The organism is Marivivens marinus (assembly GCF_035969385.1).
GTDB lineage: Bacteria > Pseudomonadota > Alphaproteobacteria > Rhodobacterales > Rhodobacteraceae > SELP01.
On the sequence record NZ_JAYKKJ010000007.1, the window covers coordinates 175,691 to 194,529 of the forward strand.

An 18,839-nucleotide genomic window follows, 5' to 3' on the forward strand; every position below is an offset into this window, starting at 1 on the left:
GGGTGGGGTGCAACCCACCCTTGCTTGCCAAAAGATAACGGCCCCGGAGGTGTCTCCGGGGCCGTTTCTGTCAGATCGGGACGGGATCAGTGGGCGTGGCCCTTGTCCCAGTCCTCCTGCTTCGGCAGCTGCTCGAACGTGTGTTCGGGCGGCGGCGAGGGCAGGGTCCATTCCAGCGTATCGGCCCATTCGTTCCACGGGTTGTTTTCGGTCGCGTTACGGGGGCGCATCAGGACGACGGCCAGCATCACGATGAAGAACAGGAACGAGGCAAAGGCGATGAAGGCGCCGATCGACGAGACATAGTGCCAGTAGGCAAAGGCCTCGGGGTAGTCGATGTAGCGGCGCGGCATGCCCTGACGGCCCAGGAAGTGCTGCGGGAAGAAGGTCAGGTTGGCACCGATGAACATCGCCCAGAAGTGCAGCTTGCCGGCCCATTCCGGGAACTTCCGGCCCGAGAACTTGGGCATGTAGAAGTAGATCCCGGCGAAGATGCCGAACACGGCGCCAAGCGACATCACGTAGTGGAAGTGCGCAACCACATAGTAGGTGTCGTGATAGGCGCGGTCGACGCCAGCCTGGCTCAGGACGATCCCGGTCACGCCACCGACGGTGAAGAGGAACAGGAAGCCGAAGGCCCAGACCATCGGCGTCTTGAATTCAACCGACCCGCCCCACATGGTGGCGATCCAGCTGAAGATCTTCACACCGGTCGGCACCGCGATAACCATGGTGGCCAGCATGAAGTAGGACTGCTGGGTCAGGGACATGCCGACGGTGTACATATGGTGCGCCCAGACGACGAAGCCCAGCGCGCCAATGGCGACCATGGCGTAAACCATCGGAAGGTAGCCGAAGATCGGCTTCTTCGAGAAGGTCGCGATGACGTGGCTGATGATCCCGAAGGCCGGCACGATGATGATGTAGACCTCGGGGTGACCGAAGAACCACAGGATGTGCTGGTACAGGATCGGGTCGCCGCCACCTGCGGGGTCGAAGAAGGTGGTGTCGAAGTTGCGGTCCATCAGCAGCATGGTAATGGCGCCTGCCAGGACCGGCAGCGACAGAAGGATCAGCCATGCGGTGACGAAGATCGACCAGGCGAACAGCGGCACCTTATGCAGGGTCATCCCCGGGGCGCGCATGTTCAGGAAGGTGGTGATCATGTTGATCGCGCCGAGGATCGACGAGGCACCCGAAACGTGCACGGCGAAGATCGCGAGGTCCATGGAGATGCCGGCCTCGTTCGTCGACAGCGGCGGATAAAGAACCCAACCCACGCCCGACCCGGCCTGACCGTTGCCACCGGGCGCAAGAAGCGACGCAACGCCAAGCGACACACCGGCCACATACATCCAGAACGACAGGTTGTTCATCCGCGGGAACGCCATGTCCGGCGCGCCAATCTGCAGCGGCATCAGGTAGTTGCCGAAGCCGCCGAACAGGGCGGGAATAACCACGAAGAACATCATCAGCACACCGTGATAGGTGGTCATGACGTTCCAGAGGTGCCCGTTGGGCGTACATTCGGCGCTGGCGTCAGCGATGAACCGCGCGCCTTCGACGCACATGTACTGCACGCCGGGCTCCATCAGCTCCAGTCGCATGTAGACGGTGAAGGCGACCGAGATGAACCCGACAACCCCGGCAACCCAGAGGTAGAGGATCCCGATATCCTTGTGGTTGGTGGACATGAACCACCGGGTAAAGAACCCCCGGTCGTCGTGATGTTCATGGCCGTGAACGGCTGCGTCTGCCATTTGGCACTCCCGTATTGGCGTCAATTCCAGTGCGGGGCCGAGTCAGACTCCGCCCCACCATTGGCAGTGGTTCTAAGGCGAAGGGGCGGGCGGGGCAATATTCGAAACGCCCGATGTGTCGGGATAAATTGGCGCACCCCGTCCACTGCGGGGCGGGGGCGAAAGGAATCACGGCACCAATCTGGTCAAGACACCCGTGCGGCACCTTGATTTGGATCAGGTGGGGGGCATCCCGCGGCGTTTCAATGCCTGTTTGCCCCGGTGGCCAGCGTTCGATCACGATTTCAGGCTGTGGGAGCGGTTTTCTGAAACAATAGGTCAGGACTATTGACTAAATACGCGCGCCACGCATGGTCTGGCCTGTGGACAGTGCGAGGAGGGCACGGCATGGACTGGCATCATGTTCTAGCGGGGCGGACCGGGCGGATGAAAGCCTCGGAAATCCGCGAGTTGCTGAAGCTTCTGGACCAGCCGGACATCATTTCCTTTGCCGGGGGCATCCCCGACCCGAAACTCTTCCCGACCGCGGCCTTTTCTGACGCGATGGCGGATGTGCTGTCCGGGCCGGGGGCCGGAGCGGCCCTGCAGTATTCGGTGTCCGAAGGCTATCGCCCGCTGCGCGACTGGATCGCGGTCGAAATGGGCCGGATCGGCGTGCCTTGTGACGCGGACAACATCCTGATCACTTCCGGGTCGCAGCAGGCGCTGGACTATTTGGCCAAGCTGATGATCAACCCGGGCGATACCGTGCTGCTGGGCTGGCCGACCTATCTGGGCGCGCTGGGGGCCTTCAACGCCTATGAACCGCGCTTCGATCAGCTTGTGCCCGGTGGAAACAGGGGCGCCGCCGACTATGCCGCCGCGGCAGAGACGGCGGGCGGTCGGGTCAAGTTCGCCTATCTGTCTGTCGATTTTGCCAATCCCACCGGCGAAACCCTGTCACGGCGCCAGCGCGAGGCGGTCCTGGACCTGGCCGAGGCGCTGGACATCGCCATCGTCGAGGACGCGGCCTATCAAAGCCTGCGTTATGACGGAGAGGCGGTCCCGCCGATCCTTGCGCTGGAACTGGAGCGGACCGGTGATCTGGAAGCCTGCCGCACATTATATTGCGGGTCGTTTTCCAAATCCCTCTCGCCGGGGCTTCGGGTGGGCTGGGTTGTCGGGGCAAAATCGGTGATCTCGCGCCTTGTGTTGATGAAGCAGGCGGCGGACCTGCATTCCGCGACCCTGAACCAGATTGCGACCCAACGGGTTGCGCAGTCCTGTTTCAAAGACCACGTCGCCAACCTTCGGGCGGTCTATTCCGCGCGCCGCGACCACATGCTGGACGCGCTGGGCCGCCATATGCCCAACGGTGTCACCTGGACCCGGCCCGAAGGGGGCATGTTCATCTGGGTGACGCTGCCGGTGGGGCTGGACGGCGCGGACCTGTTGGCGCGGTCGCTGGAAACCGAACGGGTTGCCTTTGTCCCGGGGCGCGCGTTCTTTGCCGATGGGTCCAACGGCAACACCCTGCGGCTAAGCTTTTCCTGCGCGGATGAAGCAATGATCGAAGAGGGGATATCGCGCCTTGGTCGGCTGATCCGGGGCCAGTTGCGGACCTAGGCGACGCGACTGGCCGAATGGAACACTTCCATATCCCGCAAAAGCCGACCCAGTTCCGACCTTTCGACGGCACGGTTTTCGTTGGCCAGAACCCGGATCAGGTTGACGCAACACTCGCGGGCAAGGTCAAACGGACCAAGCGCCGAGATTTCAAGAACCTCGCGGCCATAGGGTTCGTCAAGCCAACGGCAGAGCGTCTGAATGCCGGTTCCATGCGCCGCTTGAAGACGCGCGGCACGGTTGATCGCCTCGGCCAGAATGCCAAGCTGGATCTGGCGTCTGCGAAAATGAAACGGGTTCGTCGTTCTGGACCGTCGTGCCGGCATGGTGTTTTCGCTCCTTGCGTCCTCTCTGTGCCGGTTGCGTTTACAGCGCCGACACTCGCAAGGGTTGTTAAACAATGTGGCAAAAATGTGGCGTACCTATCCAAAAGTTAGGTTCGGGTCGATTTTAGCCCGCGCAACGGGGGGTAAGCGCGGTTTCAAAGGTCTTTTTTAGTGCAACATCGACGTCGTCCATGCTGACCGGAAGGCCCAAGTCTACAAGGCTGGTGACCCCGTGTTCACGAATGCCGCAAGGCACGATCCCGTCGAAATGGCCAAGATCCGGCTCGACGTTGATGGAAATGCCGTGAAAGCTGACCCATTTGCGCAGGCGGATACCGATGGCGGCGATCTTGTCTTCCTTCACCGACCCATCCGGGTTCTGACCCTTTTCGGGGCGTTCAACCCAGACGCCGACCCGGCCGGGGCGGATGTGACCGGTTACATTGAATTCAGCCAGCGCCGCGATGACCCAATGTTCGAGGTCGCGCACGAAACAGCGCACGTCGCGGCCGCGTTCGCCGACGTTCAGCATGACATAGGCCACCCGCTGTCCGGGGCCGTGGTATGTATATTGTCCGCCGCGCTTGCTGTCGTAGACCGGAAACCGGTCCGGGTCGGTCAGGTCTTCACGTTTGGCCGAGGTGCCGGCCGTGTAAAGTGGGGGATGTTCGACCAGCCAGATCGCCTCATCTGCCGTGCCCTTCGCAATGGCATCGGCGCGCGCCTCCATAAAGGCAACCGCGGCATCGTAATCGGTCAATCCGGTCGAAGTGATCCATTCCACCATGTCGTCACCGGGGCAACAGCCCCGCCTCCTTGATTTCCGGCACATAACGCCGGCTTACCGGTATCTCGGCCTGATTGGCCAAGGTCAGGATCGCCCTGTCGCCTTCGCGCCGGGCCGCGACAACGGCGTCGATCGCAACCCAATGTGACCGATGCACCTGAAGGCCCGGAAGCTGTCCGGTTTCGCGGATGGCATCGCCAAGACGCATCAACACGACCTCCTGCCCGCGGTCGGTCTGAATGCGGACATAGTGGTCTTCGACCGATAGCGCCAGAATGCGGCCGCGTTTGTCCAACGGAAGCCGGTCGAGCAGAGGCGGGCGCGTGGAAATATCATGGGCGGGATGTTCACCGCCCGTAAGGTGGGTGGCAAGAACATCGAAGACAACCGCGATGACGACCGCAACCGGGAAAATCGTTCCGATCAGCGCAGGCAGTTCATCGGCGGACGGGATATAGGCAAAGGCTGCGTAGTTGATCGCGATAACGCAGATCGAGACCCCGGTCCCCGTCGCCAATCCCGTCAGCAGGATCAGCGACAGGTGGGAAAGCGTTCTGCCCCAGCGGTTGCGGATCAACTCTGACAGGATGAACCCGACGGAATAGGTCGTCGCGACAACCGTTGCCCAATAGACGGCCCTGGGCGCAAACCGCAGCCGTTCATCCGTGTCGTACGGTCCGACGAGTGTCAGGACCATCGCAGCCGCCAGCATGACGATGATCGTTACAGGCTGGCCGAAATGCCGTCGCCATTCACGAAGCGCGGAATGCGGTCGGGGGTTTGTCACGAAGTTACTGTTCCTTCCTGCGTATCGACTGTTGAGCGGCAAGAGCCTGTGGTGACAGGCCTATGCCATCAACGAAACCATGCCAAGACCAGAGGCCATCATGTCCCCAGAACCCTATCTGTCCGCGCCGACCGCAATCCAGATCCATGCTGCCGCCGCCTTTGTCGCGCTTGTCCTTGGTCCCTGGGTCATCTACCGCCCACGCAGGGACCGGCTGCACAAAACGACGGGATATGTCTGGATCGCCGGAATGGCGGTTGCGGCCATGAGTTCTTTTGCGATCCATTCATTTCCCTTGATCGGCCCATTTAGCCCGATTCACCTGCTTGCCTGCCTGGCGCTGTGGTCGATCTACCGGGGGATCGCTGCCGCCGTGCAAGGTGACATCCGCACACACCGAGAGGTCTTTCGCAGCCTCTACTGGTACGGTCTTGTCATTGCCGGGCTGGTCAATTTCCTGCCGGGCCGAACCACCAACCGCACCTTTTTTGGCGAAGATGACCACCTTGGGTGGGTCGTGATCGGCCTGGGCGGGACGCTGCTGGTTGCAGATTTCCTGCGTCGGCGCGGCCGGACGACCCGCATTGCCTGACCCGCAAATTTGCTCTTGTGGCGGGGCCGGGCTTCGGCTAGAGAGCCGCCACCATGCCAATGGCAAGTGCGGTCGTGGCGGAATTGGTAGACGCGCAGCGTTGAGGTCGCTGTTCCTTAACCGGAGTGGAAGTTCGAGTCTTCTCGACCGCACCAACCCTTCCCAAGCGGAAGGAGATTGAAAGGGCACCCAGAGCGGGTGCCTTTCGCATTTTCAGGCTGTGGCGGCTGCGATTTGACCGATTCTGGGCGGCCTACGGATGTTTGGGCTAACATCCCCAGCCGGTTGCGGGACATTTTCCCGTTTTCGCCCCTCTCAAAGTCGAATCGTCGCAAATCCGACCGAATACGCCGCAAATGCAGCCATTTTTTTGGAAATTAGGCCTGATAGCGGCAAGACGGTTGCATCACAAAACAGGGTTTGTTTTGCTGGTGGCCGACAAAAGCGCAGCGCAAAAGCTGCCGCAAGACAGGGAGAGTCGGTTTGACGACATCTGGAACGGACGCCGCGTTCGTTGAATTTGAACGCGTGCAGAAGAGCTACGACGGCGAAACACTCGTTGTAAAAGACCTCAACCTTTCGATGCCCAAAGGCGAGTTTCTGACGATGCTTGGGCCGTCAGGGTCGGGCAAGACCACCTGCCTGATGATGCTGGCCGGGTTCGAGACGGCAACGCACGGGGCGATCCGGTTGGATGGTGTATCGATCAACGACATTCCGCCGCACAAGCGCGGGATCGGCATGGTGTTCCAGAACTACGCCCTGTTCCCGCACATGACGATTGCCGAAAACCTGTCCTTCCCGCTCGAAGTTCGCAAGATGGGCAAGTCGGAGCGGGAAGAGAAGGTCAAGCGCGCGCTGGACATGGTGCAGATGGGTGCCTTTGGCGGCCGTCGTCCGGCCCAGCTTTCGGGTGGTCAGCAGCAGCGTGTCGCCCTTGCCCGCGCATTGGTGTTCGAACCGGAACTGGTTTTGATGGACGAACCGCTGGGTGCGCTGGACAAACAGCTGCGCGAACACATGCAGTTCGAGATTACCCGCCTTGCCCATGAACTGGGGATCACCACGGTCTACGTGACGCACGACCAGACCGAGGCGCTGACCATGTCGGACCGCGTTGCGGTGTTCAACGATGGCGTCATTCAGCAGCTGGCCCCGCCGGATCAGCTCTATGAAAGCCCGGACAACAGCTTCGTTGCCCAGTTCATTGGCGAAAACAACACGCTATCGGGCGTCGTGAAATCGATCAGCGGTGACCGCTGTGTCGTCGAGTTGGACGGCGGCGGCGAAATTGATGCCAAGCCTGTCAACGTCAGCAAGGTGGGCGAACGTACCACCCTGTCGATCCGCCCCGAACGGGTCGAGATCGACAAGAAGCGTCTGCACAAGGACGCCCATACGCTTCAGGCCGAGGTTCTGGAGTTCATCTACATGGGCGATATTTTCCGGACCCGCCTGCGGGTTGCCGGTTCGGAAGACTTCATCATCAAGACACGCAACGCGCCCGATCAGGTGCGTCTGCAGCCGGGCACCCAGATCGAAATCGGCTGGCTTCCGGAAGATTGCCGCGCGCTGGACGCCTGATCGGCGTTTCGCACGTGCGAACGGAGTGGCCGACCCCCGCCCGGAGGGCGGTCACCTGAAACGATGAAACCGGGTTATAACACGGGAGAATAGTATGAAACTCACCAAGACTCTGCTTGCTTCGACGGCCCTGACCGTTGCTGCCGGTGGCGCCATTGCCGATGGCCACATGGCCAGCGACATGACGCTGGTCAGCTGGGGCGGCGCCTATCAGCAGTCCCAGATCAACGCCTATGCGACCCCCTATTCGGCGGACACCGGCGTGACCATCACCTGGGACGAATCCTCGGCCGAGGCCGTGGCCAAGCTGCGCGCGATGAACGAAGCCGGCAACATCACCTGGGACGTGGTTGACGTGGTCGCCGCCGATGCTCTGCGTCTTTGCGACGAAGGCCTGGCCATGGAAATCGACGCCGACGAGCAGCTTGCCCCGGCGCCCGATGGCACCTCTGCTTCCGATGACTTCGGCGACCTTCTGGTCGGCGACTGCTTCATCCCGCAGATCGTCTATTCGACCACTTTCGGCTATCGCACCGACATGGTTCCGGCCGGCGTCGAGGCCCCGAACGACATCTGTGACGTCTTCGACCTTGAAACCTACCCGGGCATGCGGTCGCTGGAAAAGCGTCCGATCAACAACATGGAATGGGCGCTGCTGTGTGACGGTGTGGCCAAGGCCGATGTCTATGACGTTCTGGCCACCGAAGAAGGTCAGGAGCAGGCGCTTGCCAAGCTCGACACCATCAAGGACAGCGTGATCTGGTGGTCCGCCGGTGCCGACACCCCGCAGCTTCTGGCTGACGGCGAAGTCTTCATCGGGTCGACCTACAACGGCCGTCTGTTCTCGGCGATCGTCGAACAGAACCAGCCGATCGGCATGATGTGGGACGCGCAGGTGTTCGACCTTGACGGCTGGATCATCCCGACCGGTCTGTCGCCCGAGCGTGAAGCCCGCGCCCTGGACTTCGTCTACTTCGCCACCGACACCCAGCGTCTGGCGGATCAGGCCAAGTACATCTCCTACGGCCCGGCACGTCTGTCCTCGGCTCCGCTGGTTGGCCAGCACGAGACCCTCGGCATCGACATGGCTCCGCACATGCCGACTGATCCGAACAACGCCGCGAACACGTTCCTGTACAACTACGAGTTCTGGGCTGACTACCGTGACGACATCGACGCCAAGTTCCAGGCTTGGCTGGCCCAGTAAGGGCAACACTTCGGAAGGGGCCGCGCGTCGGCCCCTTCCACCCCTTTATTCGTTTGGACATTTTCAAAGATCCGATCGGCAAAAACAAAGACCAACGGGGACGCGATGACAGATACGACCAATTCAGGCCCGATGCTGGCAGCGGACGGACGGCCGCTGAAGCAAAGCCTTGCCCGCGCGCTGCGGCGTCAAAAGATCCGCGCCCTGATGCTGATCGCGCCGCTTTTGCTGTTCATCATGCTCACCTTCATCGTTCCGATCGGCAAGATGCTGCTCCGGTCGGTTCAAGACCACATCGTCGGCAATACGCTGCCGGGGACGGTCGAGGCGTTGGAGGATTGGGATGGCCAATCCGCCGAGTCCTTGGATGATGCGGTGTTCCAGAACCTCTTTATCGACCTGTTCAAAGCAGCCGAGGCCAAGGAGCACACCAAGCTCGGCACCCGCCTAAACTATGAACAAACCGGCATTTCGTCGCTGTTCCGCACAACTGGCCGGAACCTGGACGACATCGGCGAACCCTTCCAGGATTGGCTGGAAGATACGGATGCGCGGTTCAAGGAAGGCGCGTTCTGGTTCGAACTGATGTCTGGAACCGGTGGCGAAGCCGTTCTTGAGGAACGCCGCGACCTTTGGGCCGCGCTGGTTGGCGAGGGCATGGCCGGGGATATCGGGTTTAGCCTGTCGGGCGATGTGGCAGAACTGCTGCCCTGGACCGCGAAGGCCTATTCCGACTGGGCGATCTATACCGCCATCGCCGACGAAGACGTGGTTGCTGAAGAAGACCCGTGGGAGGCCGTCTATGGCGCGCTTGCCATCGACATGCGCAATCCGGAAACGCTTGCCGCGATTGCGAATTATTCCGGGCCCGGTGCGGATGCACTTCAGGCCGCTGTCGCCAATATCGACGCGATGCCCACCACTACGTTCCGCGAGGCCTTTGCGGCAGAGGACGAGGATTGGCTGAGCGTCGACAATTGGCGGACCATTTCGGTCTATAGCCCGAACTATACCATGGGTTATTTCCTCAACTCGATCGACATGGAACTGGGTTTTGACGGGGTTCAGGCCCGGCCAGAGAACCAGCAGATCTATATGAAGCTGTTCGTTCGGACGCTGAAGATGTCCGTTATCATCACGCTCAGCTGTATCTTGTTGGGTTATCCGGTGGCGTGGATCCTTGCCAACTTGCCTGCGCGCAGCGCCAACATCCTGATGATCCTTGTCCTCCTGCCATTCTGGACCTCGCTTCTGGTGCGGACCTCGGCCTGGAAGGTGCTGCTGCAGCAACAGGGGGTGATCAACGACCTGCTGGTCTGGCTGGGCTTCGTGGATGACGCGAACCGTCTGATCCTGATGAACAACTCGACGGGCACGATCATCGCGATGACGCATATCCTGCTTCCGTTCATGATCCTGCCGCTCTACTCGGTGATGAAAACCATCCCGCCCAGCTATCTGCGCGCCGCCAAATCGCTTGGCGCGACCAACTGGACGGCCTTCTGGCGGGTTTATTTCCCGCAGTCGGTGCCGGGCATCGGGGCCGGGTCGATCCTCGTGTTCATCCTCGCCATCGGCTACTACATCACGCCCGAAATCGTCGGCGGGACCGACGGTGTCTTCATCTCGAACCGGATTGCCTATCACATTTCCAGCTCGCTCAACTGGGGCCTTGCGGCCGCGCTGGGCACAATCCTGCTGGCGGTGGTTCTGATCCTCTACTGGCTCTACGACAAGATCGTGGGCATCGATAACGTGAAACTGGGGGGCTGAGGCATGTCTGACCTGATCGTTCAAAACCGTCGGCCGCAACTGGCCAGTTTCACAGGCCCCCTTTCGGCAGTCTTTGGTGCAATGTTCGGCTTTGTCGTCGGCAATGTCTTTGGCAACCCATGGACCGGGGCGCTGGCCGGTGCGGTGTTTGGCGCGGCCTTGGCGGCTGTGTTGCACATGGCCCCGCTGTCGCGTCGCAATGGCCGGCTGGGCACCATCGCGGCCTGCCTGATCGCCGGTCTTGTGATCGGTGGGACGGGCGGGGCTGTTGGGGGCGCAATCATCGGCGCCATTCTCAGCTGGTTCGTCTATTGGCTCGATAGCGGCGACTACCGCGCCGGCAGCCCGATCTATGCGACCTCGCTTCAGGTGCTGTGGGACAATACCTTTCTGCTGATCTGCGGGTTGATCTTCTTCTTCCTGATCGCGCCGCTGGTTCCGGTCATGTGGCTGAGCTTTAACGCGCAGGACTTCTTTACCTTCACGCCCGAGATGCTGAATTTCGACCCGGCTGGCTATTCGCTGAAGCACTATCGCAGCTTCTTTGGCACCGAAGGCAACCCGATGCTGGGCCTGATCCTTGGGTTCGGGGCTGGGGTCGCGCTGGCGGTAGTGTTGCGTGTCCTTTCCGGCCCGCGCGAGGTGCTGGGATGGGTCGCGCCGATCCTGAGCCTGACGGTGATCGGACTTGTCGTGGGCAAGCTGTGGGGTGTCGGCGGGGCCGAATGGATGACGCCGCTGAAGAACTCGCTGATCATCGCACCGATCGCGACATTCCTGTCGGTGTCCTTCGGAACGCTGGCCGCCATCGGCCTGTCGCAAAGCCACGTTCCCGGCCGCCGCGCGATCATGGCGATCCTGATCTCGCCGATGATCGTGCCGCTGATCATTTCGGCCACAGGCATGTTCTTCTTCTACGCGCCGCTGGGCAACTGGCTTGAGGCGACGCTGGGGCTGAACCAGTCGTTTGTCGGCTTCGTCAAGGTGATCCTGGCCCACGCCGCGCTTGGCATTCCCTTCGTGATCATCACCGTGACGGCGACGCTTGTCGGATTTGATCGGTCGCTGACCCGTGCGGCGGCGAACATGGGGGCCGATCCGGTGACGACCTTCTTCCGGGTGCAAATGCCGCTGATCCTTCCCGGTGTGATTTCGGGCGGGCTGTTCGCCTTCATCACCTCGTTCGACGAAGTGGTCGTGGTGCTGTTCGTCGGCTCTGCCCAGCAGCAGACCCTGCCGTGGCAGATGTTCACCGGCCTGCGCGAACAGATCAGCCCGACAATCCTTGCCGCGGCAACGATCCTCGTGACGATCTCGATCCTGCTGTTGGCGATGGTGGAACTGCTGCGCCGCCGGTCGGAACGGCTGCGGGGCATGTCGCCCAGCTGATCCCGTCAGGGGCAAGACAATGATCAGGCCCGCCTAACCGGCGGGCCTTTTTCATGGCAGGATCGACAGCCAGAAGGTGCCGGTCAGGATCGTCCCTGCCGTCCCGACAAGCACCGCCGATGCCGCGACCCGCTTGGCCCGGTCATACATGTTGGCAAAGAGATAGGCGTTGACCCCCGGTGCCATGGCCGCAGTGATTACTGCCGAGCGAACGGAACCGGTGTCCAGCCCGAACAGGTGCACCAATGCCCACGTCACCGCCGGGTGCAGCAGAAGCGAGACAGCGACGATGAACAGGATCGTCCGCATGTCCCCTTCGGGCCGGTAGCGGAACAGGATACCGCCCAGTCCGAACAGCGCGACAGGCAGGCCCGCCCGGACCACCAGGTCCACCGCTTCGGTGAAGACATGGGGCAGGGGGATGCCGCCAAGGTTCACGGCAAACCCCAGTGCGATCCCGATCACCAGCGCATTGCGGAACATCGCCCGCAGCACCTTGCCGGGCAGCGCCGACAGGCGGCCGCCGCGGTTGCGGATGATCTCCATCGCGGTGATCCCGACAAAGTAGCAAAACGGCGAGTGGATCGCGATGATGGCAAAGTTCGATTGCAGTGCGTCCGCCCCATAGGCCAGTTCGGTGATCGGCAGGCCCAGAAGGACAGAGTTGGAAAACAGCCCGACAAAGCCGATTGCCACCGCGTCCTCCCAGTCGCGCCCGAACAGGTAGCGCGCGCCCAGAAGGCCTGCGGCAAAACCCGACAGCGCACCGGCATAGAAGGCCCCCAATAGTGCAATGTCGAAGTTCTGCCCAAGGTCGAGGGTCGAAATGGCGCGGAACAAGAGGGCGGGGATCGCGAAGCCTTGGGCAAATTTCATCAGGCTGTCGATGGCCTGATCGGAAATATAGCCCCTCCAGACCGCAAGATAGCCAAAGCCGATCACGATGAAAACGGGAAGGATGACGTCAATCAGGGCGGCCATGATGGGCTCTCCTTGGCCCTTGGCGCTGACGGTCAATCAGCGTCGAAGGTGATTTCCATGCCATCGAAGGCCGGTTCGATATGGGCGGGCGTTTCGGCCCTGACGGTCTCGTAGTCCAGATCGACATGCATGTTTGTCAGGATGCCCCGTTCCGGCGCGGCGCGGGCGATCCACTCCAGCGTCTGGTCAAGGTGGGAATGGGTCGGGTGCGGCTGGCGGCGCAGCGCATCGACGATCCAGATCTGCGCGTCGGTGACCGCTTCCCAGGCCGCGTCGGTCATCTGGGCCACGTCGGGCAGATAGGCCAGCCGCCCAATCCGGAACCCCAGCGCGTCGATCGACCCGTGATTGACCCGGAACGGTGACAGGGTGATCGGCCCGCCCGCGCCAGTGATCGTCACCGGGCCGTCAAGGCTGTTGAGTTCAAGGATCGGCGGATAGGGCGACCCCTTGGGCTGAACGAAGGCATAGCCGAACCGCGACAGAAGCGCGTCCGAGGTATCGCCGTCGGCCCAGACCTGAAGCCGTTCCTTCATGTTGAAAACGACCATCCGCAGGTCGTCGATTCCATGCACGTGGTCGGCGTGGGAATGGGTATAGACCACCCCGTCGAGATGGCCGACCCCGGCCGCCAAAAGCTGCTGGCGTAGGTCGGGGGCGGTGTCGATCAGGACGCGGGTGATGCCCTCTGGCCCCTGTCGGGTGACAAGGGCGGAACAGCGGCTGCGGGCGTTCTTGGGGTTTGTCGGGTCGCAGTCGCCCCAGATGCCGCCCAGCCGGGGCACACCGCCAGACGACCCGCAGCCCAGAATGCGAAAGGTCAGCGTCATGCGGCGGCCTGCCATTCGGCGGCCTTCCAGAACAACCGGTCGAAATTGGCCTGTGTTTGGGTGGCGAAATCTTCGTAGGACATATGGAACACATCCGCCCCGATCCGCGCGGTCAGCGCCGAATAGGCGGGTTCATTGCGCCGACCCCGGTGCGGCGGCGGCGCAAGGTAGGGGCTGTCGGTTTCGACCAGAATCCGGTCCACCGGGGCGGCGGCGAAGATGTCGCGCAACTCCTGACTGCGGGGGAAGGCGGCGATGCCGGACATCGACAGGTAGAACCCAAGGTCGATGGCCGCGCGGGCCAGATCGGCCGAGGAGGAGAAGCAATGCATCACGCAGGAATAGGGTTGCCGATGGAACCCTTCGCGAAGGATCTGGGCCATGTCGTCGTCGGCGGCGCGGGCGTGGATGATCAGCGGCAGGCCGGTGGCTTGGGCAGCTTCGATATGGACCCGCAGGCTGTCTTTCTGAACCTCGGCGCTGTCGGCGGTGTAGTGGTAATCCAGCCCGCTTTCACCGATGCCCACGAATTTCGGGTGCCGGGCCAGCGCAACCAGCTCTTCCAGCGTCGCCATGGGCTCTTCGGCGGCGCTCATCGGGTGGGTTCCACCGGCCCAGAAGACCGGGTCATGGGCCTCGGCAATGGCCCGCACCTGCGGCGCGTTGCGCAGCCGGGTGCAGATGGTGACCATGCGGGTCACACCGGCGTCCTTTGCCCGCGCGATGATCTCGGGCAGTTCGCCGTTGAAATCGGGGAAATCAAGGTGACAGTGGCTGTCGGTAATCTCGGGGGTGTTCATGCGCCTGCCTCAGGCGGCGGCGGTGCCGCGCGCGGTCTCTTCGATCCTGAACAGCATATCTAGGATCAAAGAGGCAGGGTCAAGGTTGACGGCCCGTCCGTGCCGCGCCCGAGCGGATAGCTCTTGCTGCAATTCGGCCCAGCGGCGGGCCGCATGCGGGCCGGGGGACAGGCGGGCCAGCAGCCGGGCCTCGTGCGGGGCACCCTGACTGTGCGGTTCGCCCACGAGCCCGGTGCGGGCGGCGCGGGCAAGGAACAAGTCCATCAGGTCCAGAACCATGTCGAACCGCAACTCCGCCCCTTTCCCCGCGCAGCTGTTGGCAAGGGCCAGTGCGGCGGGGCGGTCCATGCGCGGCATCCCTTCCAGAAGCGAGATGATCGAGGCGTAAAGCTGTAGCCCATCATGCTGGGCAAGGCGGATCGCCTCGCCTACGGAGCCGGACGACAGGGTCGCCAATGCCTCGGTCTCGACCACCTCGACACCTGCCTGATGCAGCGCGGAGGCCATGTCATCCGACCCAAGCGCCGACAGGCGCAACTCGCGGCAGCGCGACCGGATCGTCGGCAGAAGGCGCGACGGCTGATGCGCGACCAGCAGAAGCGTCGTGCGGGCGGGCGGCTCTTCCAGTTCCTTCAGGATCGCGTTGGCGGCGTTGCGGTTCAGTTCGTCCGCGCTATCCACGATCACCACGCGGCGGCCCCCGTCGGCGGCTGACATGTGAAAGAAGTTCTTCAACCGGCGCACCGGGTCGATGGTGATCTCGGTCTTCAGCTTGCCGGTCTTGTCGTCCACCGGGCGGCGCACGATGAACAGGCGCGGATGGGCGCCCGACTGCACCAGCCGGGCATCGGGATGGTCCGGGGAAACGGTCAGCGAGGTCGGGGCAGGGGGCGCGTCGCCGAACAGGCCGCCGCCGGACCCCTCTACCGGTTCGGATAGAAGAAAGGTCGCGATTTTCCACGCCAGCGTTGCCTTGCCCACGCCGCGCGGCCCGGTGATCAGCCAGCCAGAGTGAAGCCGGCCAGAGGTATAGGCCTGAAGGAAATCTGCCTGCGCCCGGTCCTGCCCGAACAAGGTGGGGGTTTCGCGCGGATGCGGGGCACCGGGAATGCGGTCCGGTTCGGGGGCGGTGTCTTCGGTCATGCGCGGGCCTCGAACTGGGCGAGGACTTCTGCGGCGACGGCCTCGGGCGGGCGGTTGCCGTCGATCACGACGCAGCGGTCCGGGGCCGCATGGGCAAGCGCAAGAAAGCCGTGCCGCAGGTTTTCCTGAAACGACAGGCCGAAATCCTCGAACCGGTCTTCGCCCGATCCGCGGGCAAGCCCTCGGCTCAGCGCGGTCTCCGGGTCCATGTCGATGATAAAGGTCAGGTCGGGCTCGCGCCCGATCATCAGGCTGTGCAGCTTGTCGACCGTCGCCCGCAGGTCGCCCCGCGTCGCGCCCTGATAGACCCGGGTGCTGTCGGCGAAGCGGTCAGAGATGACGATCCGGTCGGCAGCCAGCGCCGGGCGGATCGTCTTTTCCAGATGGTCGCGGCGAGCAGCGGTGAACAGCAGAATCTCGGCCTCGGCCGACCAGCGGTCCGGGTCGCCAGTCAGAAGAAGCTGCCGGATCTCCTCGGCCCCCGGGCTGCCACCCGGTTCACGGGTAAGCAGCACGTCCTGCCCCTCGGCCCGCAGCCTTTCGGCCAGCATCCGGGCCTGAGTGGACTTGCCGGACCCGTCGATCCCTTCGAAGGTGATGAACCGTCCCGTGCCGCCCAGCCCCTGCCTCATACGGCGCCGTCTTCCAGAACCTGGGCGGCTTCGGGGGCGACTTTACGAAGCAAGACAATGGCGGCGGTGCGAAGCCGAACCCCGAATCCGCCACGGGCCACGTCCTGGGTCGCGACCAGTTTTACCCGTGTTTCCGGAAGGCCGGGCGGGCTGATGACCAGTTCGCCCATTTCCTGCCCGGCGGCAATCGGGGCCTCGACCGGGCCGCGAAATTCAAGGCTCGCCTCGACGCTGTCGTTGTTCAGGATCGGCAGCAGGATCGACACATCCTCGGCCACGGACAGGCCGACCGTCGGCGCATCGCCCATCCAGACATCGGCCTGTGCCAGTTCGGTGCCTGCCTCGACCACGTCATGCTGTGCGAATTGGCGGAATGCCCAGTTGACGATCTTTTCGGATTCCTGCGCCCGTGCCGCCGTACTTTCAAGCCCGGTCAAGACGAAGATGACCCGCCGATCCCCCTGCTTGGCAGAGCCGACGAGGCCATAGCCAGCCTCCTGGGTGTGGCCCGTCTTGAGGCCGTCTGCCCCGATCCCCAGCCCAAGGATCGGGTTGCGGTTCTGAGTATTGGCGGGCACCCGTCCGTCGAACAGGAATTCCTGTTCCGAAAACAGGGGGTAGAAGGTCGGGAAATCGGTGATCAGCCGGTCGGCAAGAATGCCAAGGTCGCGCACTGACATCCGGTGCCCGGCGGCGGGCCAGCCGTTGGAATTGGCGAAGGAGGAATTGGTCATGCCCATCAGGCGGGCCCGTTCGGTCATCATCCGGGCAAAGCCAGCCTCGGTTCCGTCCGGGGACAGGGCCTCGGCGATGACCGCGCTGGCGTCGTTGCCGGACAGGACGATGATACCGCGCAGCAGGTCTTCGACCCGAACCCGTTCGCCCGCCCGCAGGAACATGGATGACCCGGTGTAGTTCATCGCGTGCTGCGAAACGGTGAGTTCGTCGTCAACATGAAGCCGCCCGTCCGCGATCGCCTCGAACGCCATGTAGACCGTCATCAATTTGGACATGGAGGCTGGCGGCAGCGGTTCATCCGCGTTCTTTGCCAACAGGACCGTACCCGTCGTCTGGTCATAGACATAGGCCGCCCGGGCAGGGGTTTCGAAATCCTGCGCCTGGGCGGCGATGGCCAGAATGAAGGCAAAGATCGTTCCGAGGATCAGGCGGGCGGTCTGTCGGATCGGCATCGGGTCGGTTGGTCCTTTGGTCCTGGGTGTTCGGGGATCAGTTGGTCACAAAATAGGCGTCGGTGAACCCTTGGCCCTTCACCTGTTCCAGAAGGGCAGCGCGATCGGCGGTGGTGCCCGCCGGGCCGACGATGACCCGCCAGAAGGTGCGACCCTGGCTCGATTGCTCAAGCACGGTCGGGACGATCCCCGTGGCGCGCATCATATCCGCGGCGCGGTCGGCGTTGGCCTTGACCGAGAAGATTCCGATCTGAATGAAGGGCTTTTCAAGGCTGCTGGCCGGGGCGGTCGGACGCGGGGCAGGGGGCGTTGCCGCGACGGCGGTCTCAGTGGCACCCTCTGCTGCGTCGATGGCGGCAGCGGCATTGGCGATCGGGTCAAGTGTGGTCGCTTCGATCTCCGCCGGTTCGTCGAAATCGGCGATGGCGGCGGGCGGGGCCTCGGCCGGAACCTCTTCGCGGCGCAGGGCGGTCACGTTCAGGCTGGCGGGGGCGCCGGCCAGCATTTCAAGGGCGGCAGCGGCGTCCGAAGACACCTGAAGCGCCGGGCCGGGTTGTTCCCGTTCGCGGCGGAACAGGGCGCCGATCACGAATTTTCCATTCTCGGTGTTGCGGATGATCACGCGTTCGGGGTCGGACACGTCCGGATGCGCCACCCAGACACCACCCAGCGACGGACGACCGTCCCAAAGGCCGCTATCGGTCACCTGAAAGACATCGGGGGCTTCCACATCGCGTTCGACCAATTGAACGGCCTGCCCGGCCGCTGCGCTTTCACCGGCATCGCGGTTTGCGCCTGCGCCAAAGCTGAACTCACCGTTTTCGTCGCAAGCCGTAAGTCCAAGCGCCGCGATTGAAACCGCCGCAAGCAGTCCTGCCCGCGTCTTGCCAAAGGTCATGCCTGCCATCTGTCGCCCCTCTTGTGCCTGTGCGCCGCCGATTGCATTTTGTTCGGTCTGTCGCCCCGGATGCCCACTACCCCGGGTTTGCGCAAGAATAGCGATCCTGTGGGGCTATTGAAAGTGGTCTCCCCCCGGGTTCGGCGGATTTCCACAGAAATGCAGGCCCGGCCATTGTTTCAGCAGGTCTTTCAGAATCGTCCGGACCGCCTTAAGCCTGCCCACGACCGGAGGAGTGGCAGAGTGGTCGAATGCGGCGGTCTTGAAAACCGTTGGGCGTGAAAGCGTCCCGTGGGTTCGAATCCCACCTCCTCCGCCATTACTTCATTTAAGATACTGATTGGTTTCGGTTTTGCATGTCGTGACTGGGGCAGACCCAAATGTGGCCCCACATTTTCTGGTCGATGTTGAATTGGTCCTTGGCGTGACCGTTCGGGTTGTTTCTCCTTTGTTCAGGTTGGCGCGAGGTGTTTGTGAAGATGGAATAGCCCCCTGAAAGTGGTCCACCAACTGGGATAGTTTGTCCCGCAAATTGGAGGATCAGCGATGGCTGGG

General features: G+C 62.7%; 18 protein-coding genes and 2 tRNA genes. 8 read left to right on the forward strand and 12 right to left on the reverse strand.

Annotated features, from left to right (window positions below; translation table 11 throughout):
• Positions 1 to 86: 86 nt before the first annotated feature.
• Positions 87 to 1,760: a cytochrome c oxidase subunit I gene (gene ctaD, locus U3648_RS12500; RefSeq protein WP_420859564.1), complete on the reverse strand. Its 1,674-nt coding sequence runs from the start codon at positions 1,758 to 1,760 to the stop codon at positions 87 to 89.
• Positions 1,761 to 2,147: 387 nt separating this feature from the next.
• Between ctaD and U3648_RS12505 the strand changes: the two genes are divergently transcribed.
• The gene (locus U3648_RS12505; protein WP_420859565.1) at positions 2,148 to 3,365 is read left to right on the forward strand and encodes an aminotransferase-like domain-containing protein; all 1,218 of its coding nucleotides are present in this window, start codon (positions 2,148 to 2,150) and stop codon (positions 3,363 to 3,365) included.
• On the opposite strand, the gene U3648_RS12510 is transcribed toward U3648_RS12505, so the two are convergent.
• The 3 genes from U3648_RS12510 to U3648_RS12520 form a co-directional block, all read right to left on the reverse strand.
• Positions 3,362 to 3,691, reverse strand: a complete 330-nt coding sequence (locus U3648_RS12510; RefSeq protein ID WP_420859566.1) for a hypothetical protein — start codon at positions 3,689 to 3,691, stop codon at positions 3,362 to 3,364. The two genes, U3648_RS12505 and U3648_RS12510, sit on opposite strands and share 4 nt — an antisense overlap.
• 124 nt (positions 3,692 to 3,815) lie before the next feature.
• Positions 3,816 to 4,478, reverse strand: coding sequence for a lipoyl(octanoyl) transferase LipB (lipB, locus tag U3648_RS12515; RefSeq protein ID WP_420859567.1), 663 nt, complete (start codon positions 4,476 to 4,478; stop codon positions 3,816 to 3,818).
• 4 nt (positions 4,479 to 4,482) lie between these two features.
• On the reverse strand, positions 4,483 to 5,265 hold the full coding sequence (locus U3648_RS12520; RefSeq protein ID WP_420859568.1) for a LytTR family DNA-binding domain-containing protein: 783 nt from the start codon (positions 5,263 to 5,265) through the stop codon (positions 4,483 to 4,485).
• A gap of 100 nt (positions 5,266 to 5,365) precedes the next feature.
• Between U3648_RS12520 and U3648_RS12525 the strand changes: the two genes are divergently transcribed.
• The 6 genes from U3648_RS12525 to U3648_RS12550 all read left to right on the forward strand — a co-directional run bounded on the left by U3648_RS12525 (position 5,366) and on the right by U3648_RS12550 (position 11,810).
• The gene (locus U3648_RS12525) at positions 5,366 to 5,857 is read left to right on the forward strand and encodes a DUF2306 domain-containing protein (RefSeq protein WP_420859569.1); all 492 of its coding nucleotides are present in this window, start codon (positions 5,366 to 5,368) and stop codon (positions 5,855 to 5,857) included.
• Between the two features lie 68 nt (positions 5,858 to 5,925).
• A tRNA-Leu gene (locus tag U3648_RS12530) sits at positions 5,926 to 6,012 on the forward strand.
• Positions 6,013 to 6,340: 328 nt separating this feature from the next.
• Positions 6,341 to 7,441: an ABC transporter ATP-binding protein gene (locus U3648_RS12535; protein WP_420859570.1), complete on the forward strand. Its 1,101-nt coding sequence runs from the start codon at positions 6,341 to 6,343 to the stop codon at positions 7,439 to 7,441.
• Positions 7,442 to 7,535: 94 nt separating this feature from the next.
• A complete protein-coding gene (locus tag U3648_RS12540; RefSeq protein WP_420859571.1) occupies positions 7,536 to 8,648 on the forward strand; it encodes an extracellular solute-binding protein in 1,113 nt (370 codons plus the stop codon).
• 105 nt (positions 8,649 to 8,753) lie between these two features.
• On the forward strand, positions 8,754 to 10,421 hold the full coding sequence (locus tag U3648_RS12545; protein ID WP_420859572.1) for an ABC transporter permease: 1,668 nt from the start codon (positions 8,754 to 8,756) through the stop codon (positions 10,419 to 10,421).
• Between the two features lie 3 nt (positions 10,422 to 10,424).
• A complete protein-coding gene (locus U3648_RS12550; RefSeq protein WP_420859573.1) occupies positions 10,425 to 11,810 on the forward strand; it encodes an ABC transporter permease in 1,386 nt (461 codons plus the stop codon).
• A 51-nt stretch (positions 11,811 to 11,861) separates the two neighbouring features.
• On the opposite strand, the gene U3648_RS12555 is transcribed toward U3648_RS12550, so the two are convergent.
• From U3648_RS12555 to U3648_RS12585, 7 genes are read right to left on the reverse strand one after another with little or no spacing between them, the layout of a single operon-like run.
• On the reverse strand, positions 11,862 to 12,791 hold the full coding sequence (locus tag U3648_RS12555; RefSeq protein WP_420859574.1) for an AEC family transporter: 930 nt from the start codon (positions 12,789 to 12,791) through the stop codon (positions 11,862 to 11,864).
• A gap of 32 nt (positions 12,792 to 12,823) precedes the next feature.
• The gene (locus U3648_RS12560; protein ID WP_420859575.1) at positions 12,824 to 13,621 is read right to left on the reverse strand and encodes an MBL fold metallo-hydrolase; all 798 of its coding nucleotides are present in this window, start codon (positions 13,619 to 13,621) and stop codon (positions 12,824 to 12,826) included.
• Entirely contained in the window at positions 13,618 to 14,421 is an 804-nt protein-coding gene (locus tag U3648_RS12565; RefSeq protein WP_420859576.1) for a TatD family hydrolase, read from the reverse strand. The genes U3648_RS12560 and U3648_RS12565 overlap by 4 nt, the downstream gene beginning before the upstream one ends.
• Before the next feature lie 9 nt (positions 14,422 to 14,430).
• Complete coding sequence (locus tag U3648_RS12570) at positions 14,431 to 15,564, reverse strand: DNA polymerase III subunit delta' (RefSeq protein ID WP_420859577.1); 1,134 nt, start codon at positions 15,562 to 15,564, stop codon at positions 14,431 to 14,433.
• Entirely contained in the window at positions 15,561 to 16,196 is a 636-nt protein-coding gene (gene tmk / locus U3648_RS12575) for a dTMP kinase (RefSeq protein ID WP_420859578.1), read from the reverse strand. The genes U3648_RS12570 and tmk overlap by 4 nt, the downstream gene beginning before the upstream one ends.
• Positions 16,193 to 17,386: a D-alanyl-D-alanine carboxypeptidase family protein gene (locus U3648_RS12580; protein ID WP_420859579.1), complete on the reverse strand. Its 1,194-nt coding sequence runs from the start codon at positions 17,384 to 17,386 to the stop codon at positions 16,193 to 16,195. The genes tmk and U3648_RS12580 overlap by 4 nt, the downstream gene beginning before the upstream one ends.
• A gap of 37 nt (positions 17,387 to 17,423) precedes the next feature.
• Positions 17,424 to 18,293, reverse strand: coding sequence for an SPOR domain-containing protein (locus U3648_RS12585; RefSeq protein WP_420859580.1), 870 nt, complete (start codon positions 18,291 to 18,293; stop codon positions 17,424 to 17,426).
• A 220-nt stretch (positions 18,294 to 18,513) separates the two neighbouring features.
• Here U3648_RS12585 and U3648_RS12590 point away from each other — a divergent pair.
• Positions 18,514 to 18,603: transfer RNA gene (locus tag U3648_RS12590), tRNA-Ser, on the forward strand.
• 9 nt (positions 18,604 to 18,612) lie between these two features.
• On the opposite strand, the gene U3648_RS12595 is transcribed toward U3648_RS12590, so the two are convergent.
• Positions 18,613 to 18,839, reverse strand: a 227-nt coding sequence (locus tag U3648_RS12595; RefSeq protein WP_420859581.1) for a hypothetical protein, incomplete at its 5' end; no start/stop codon positions are given.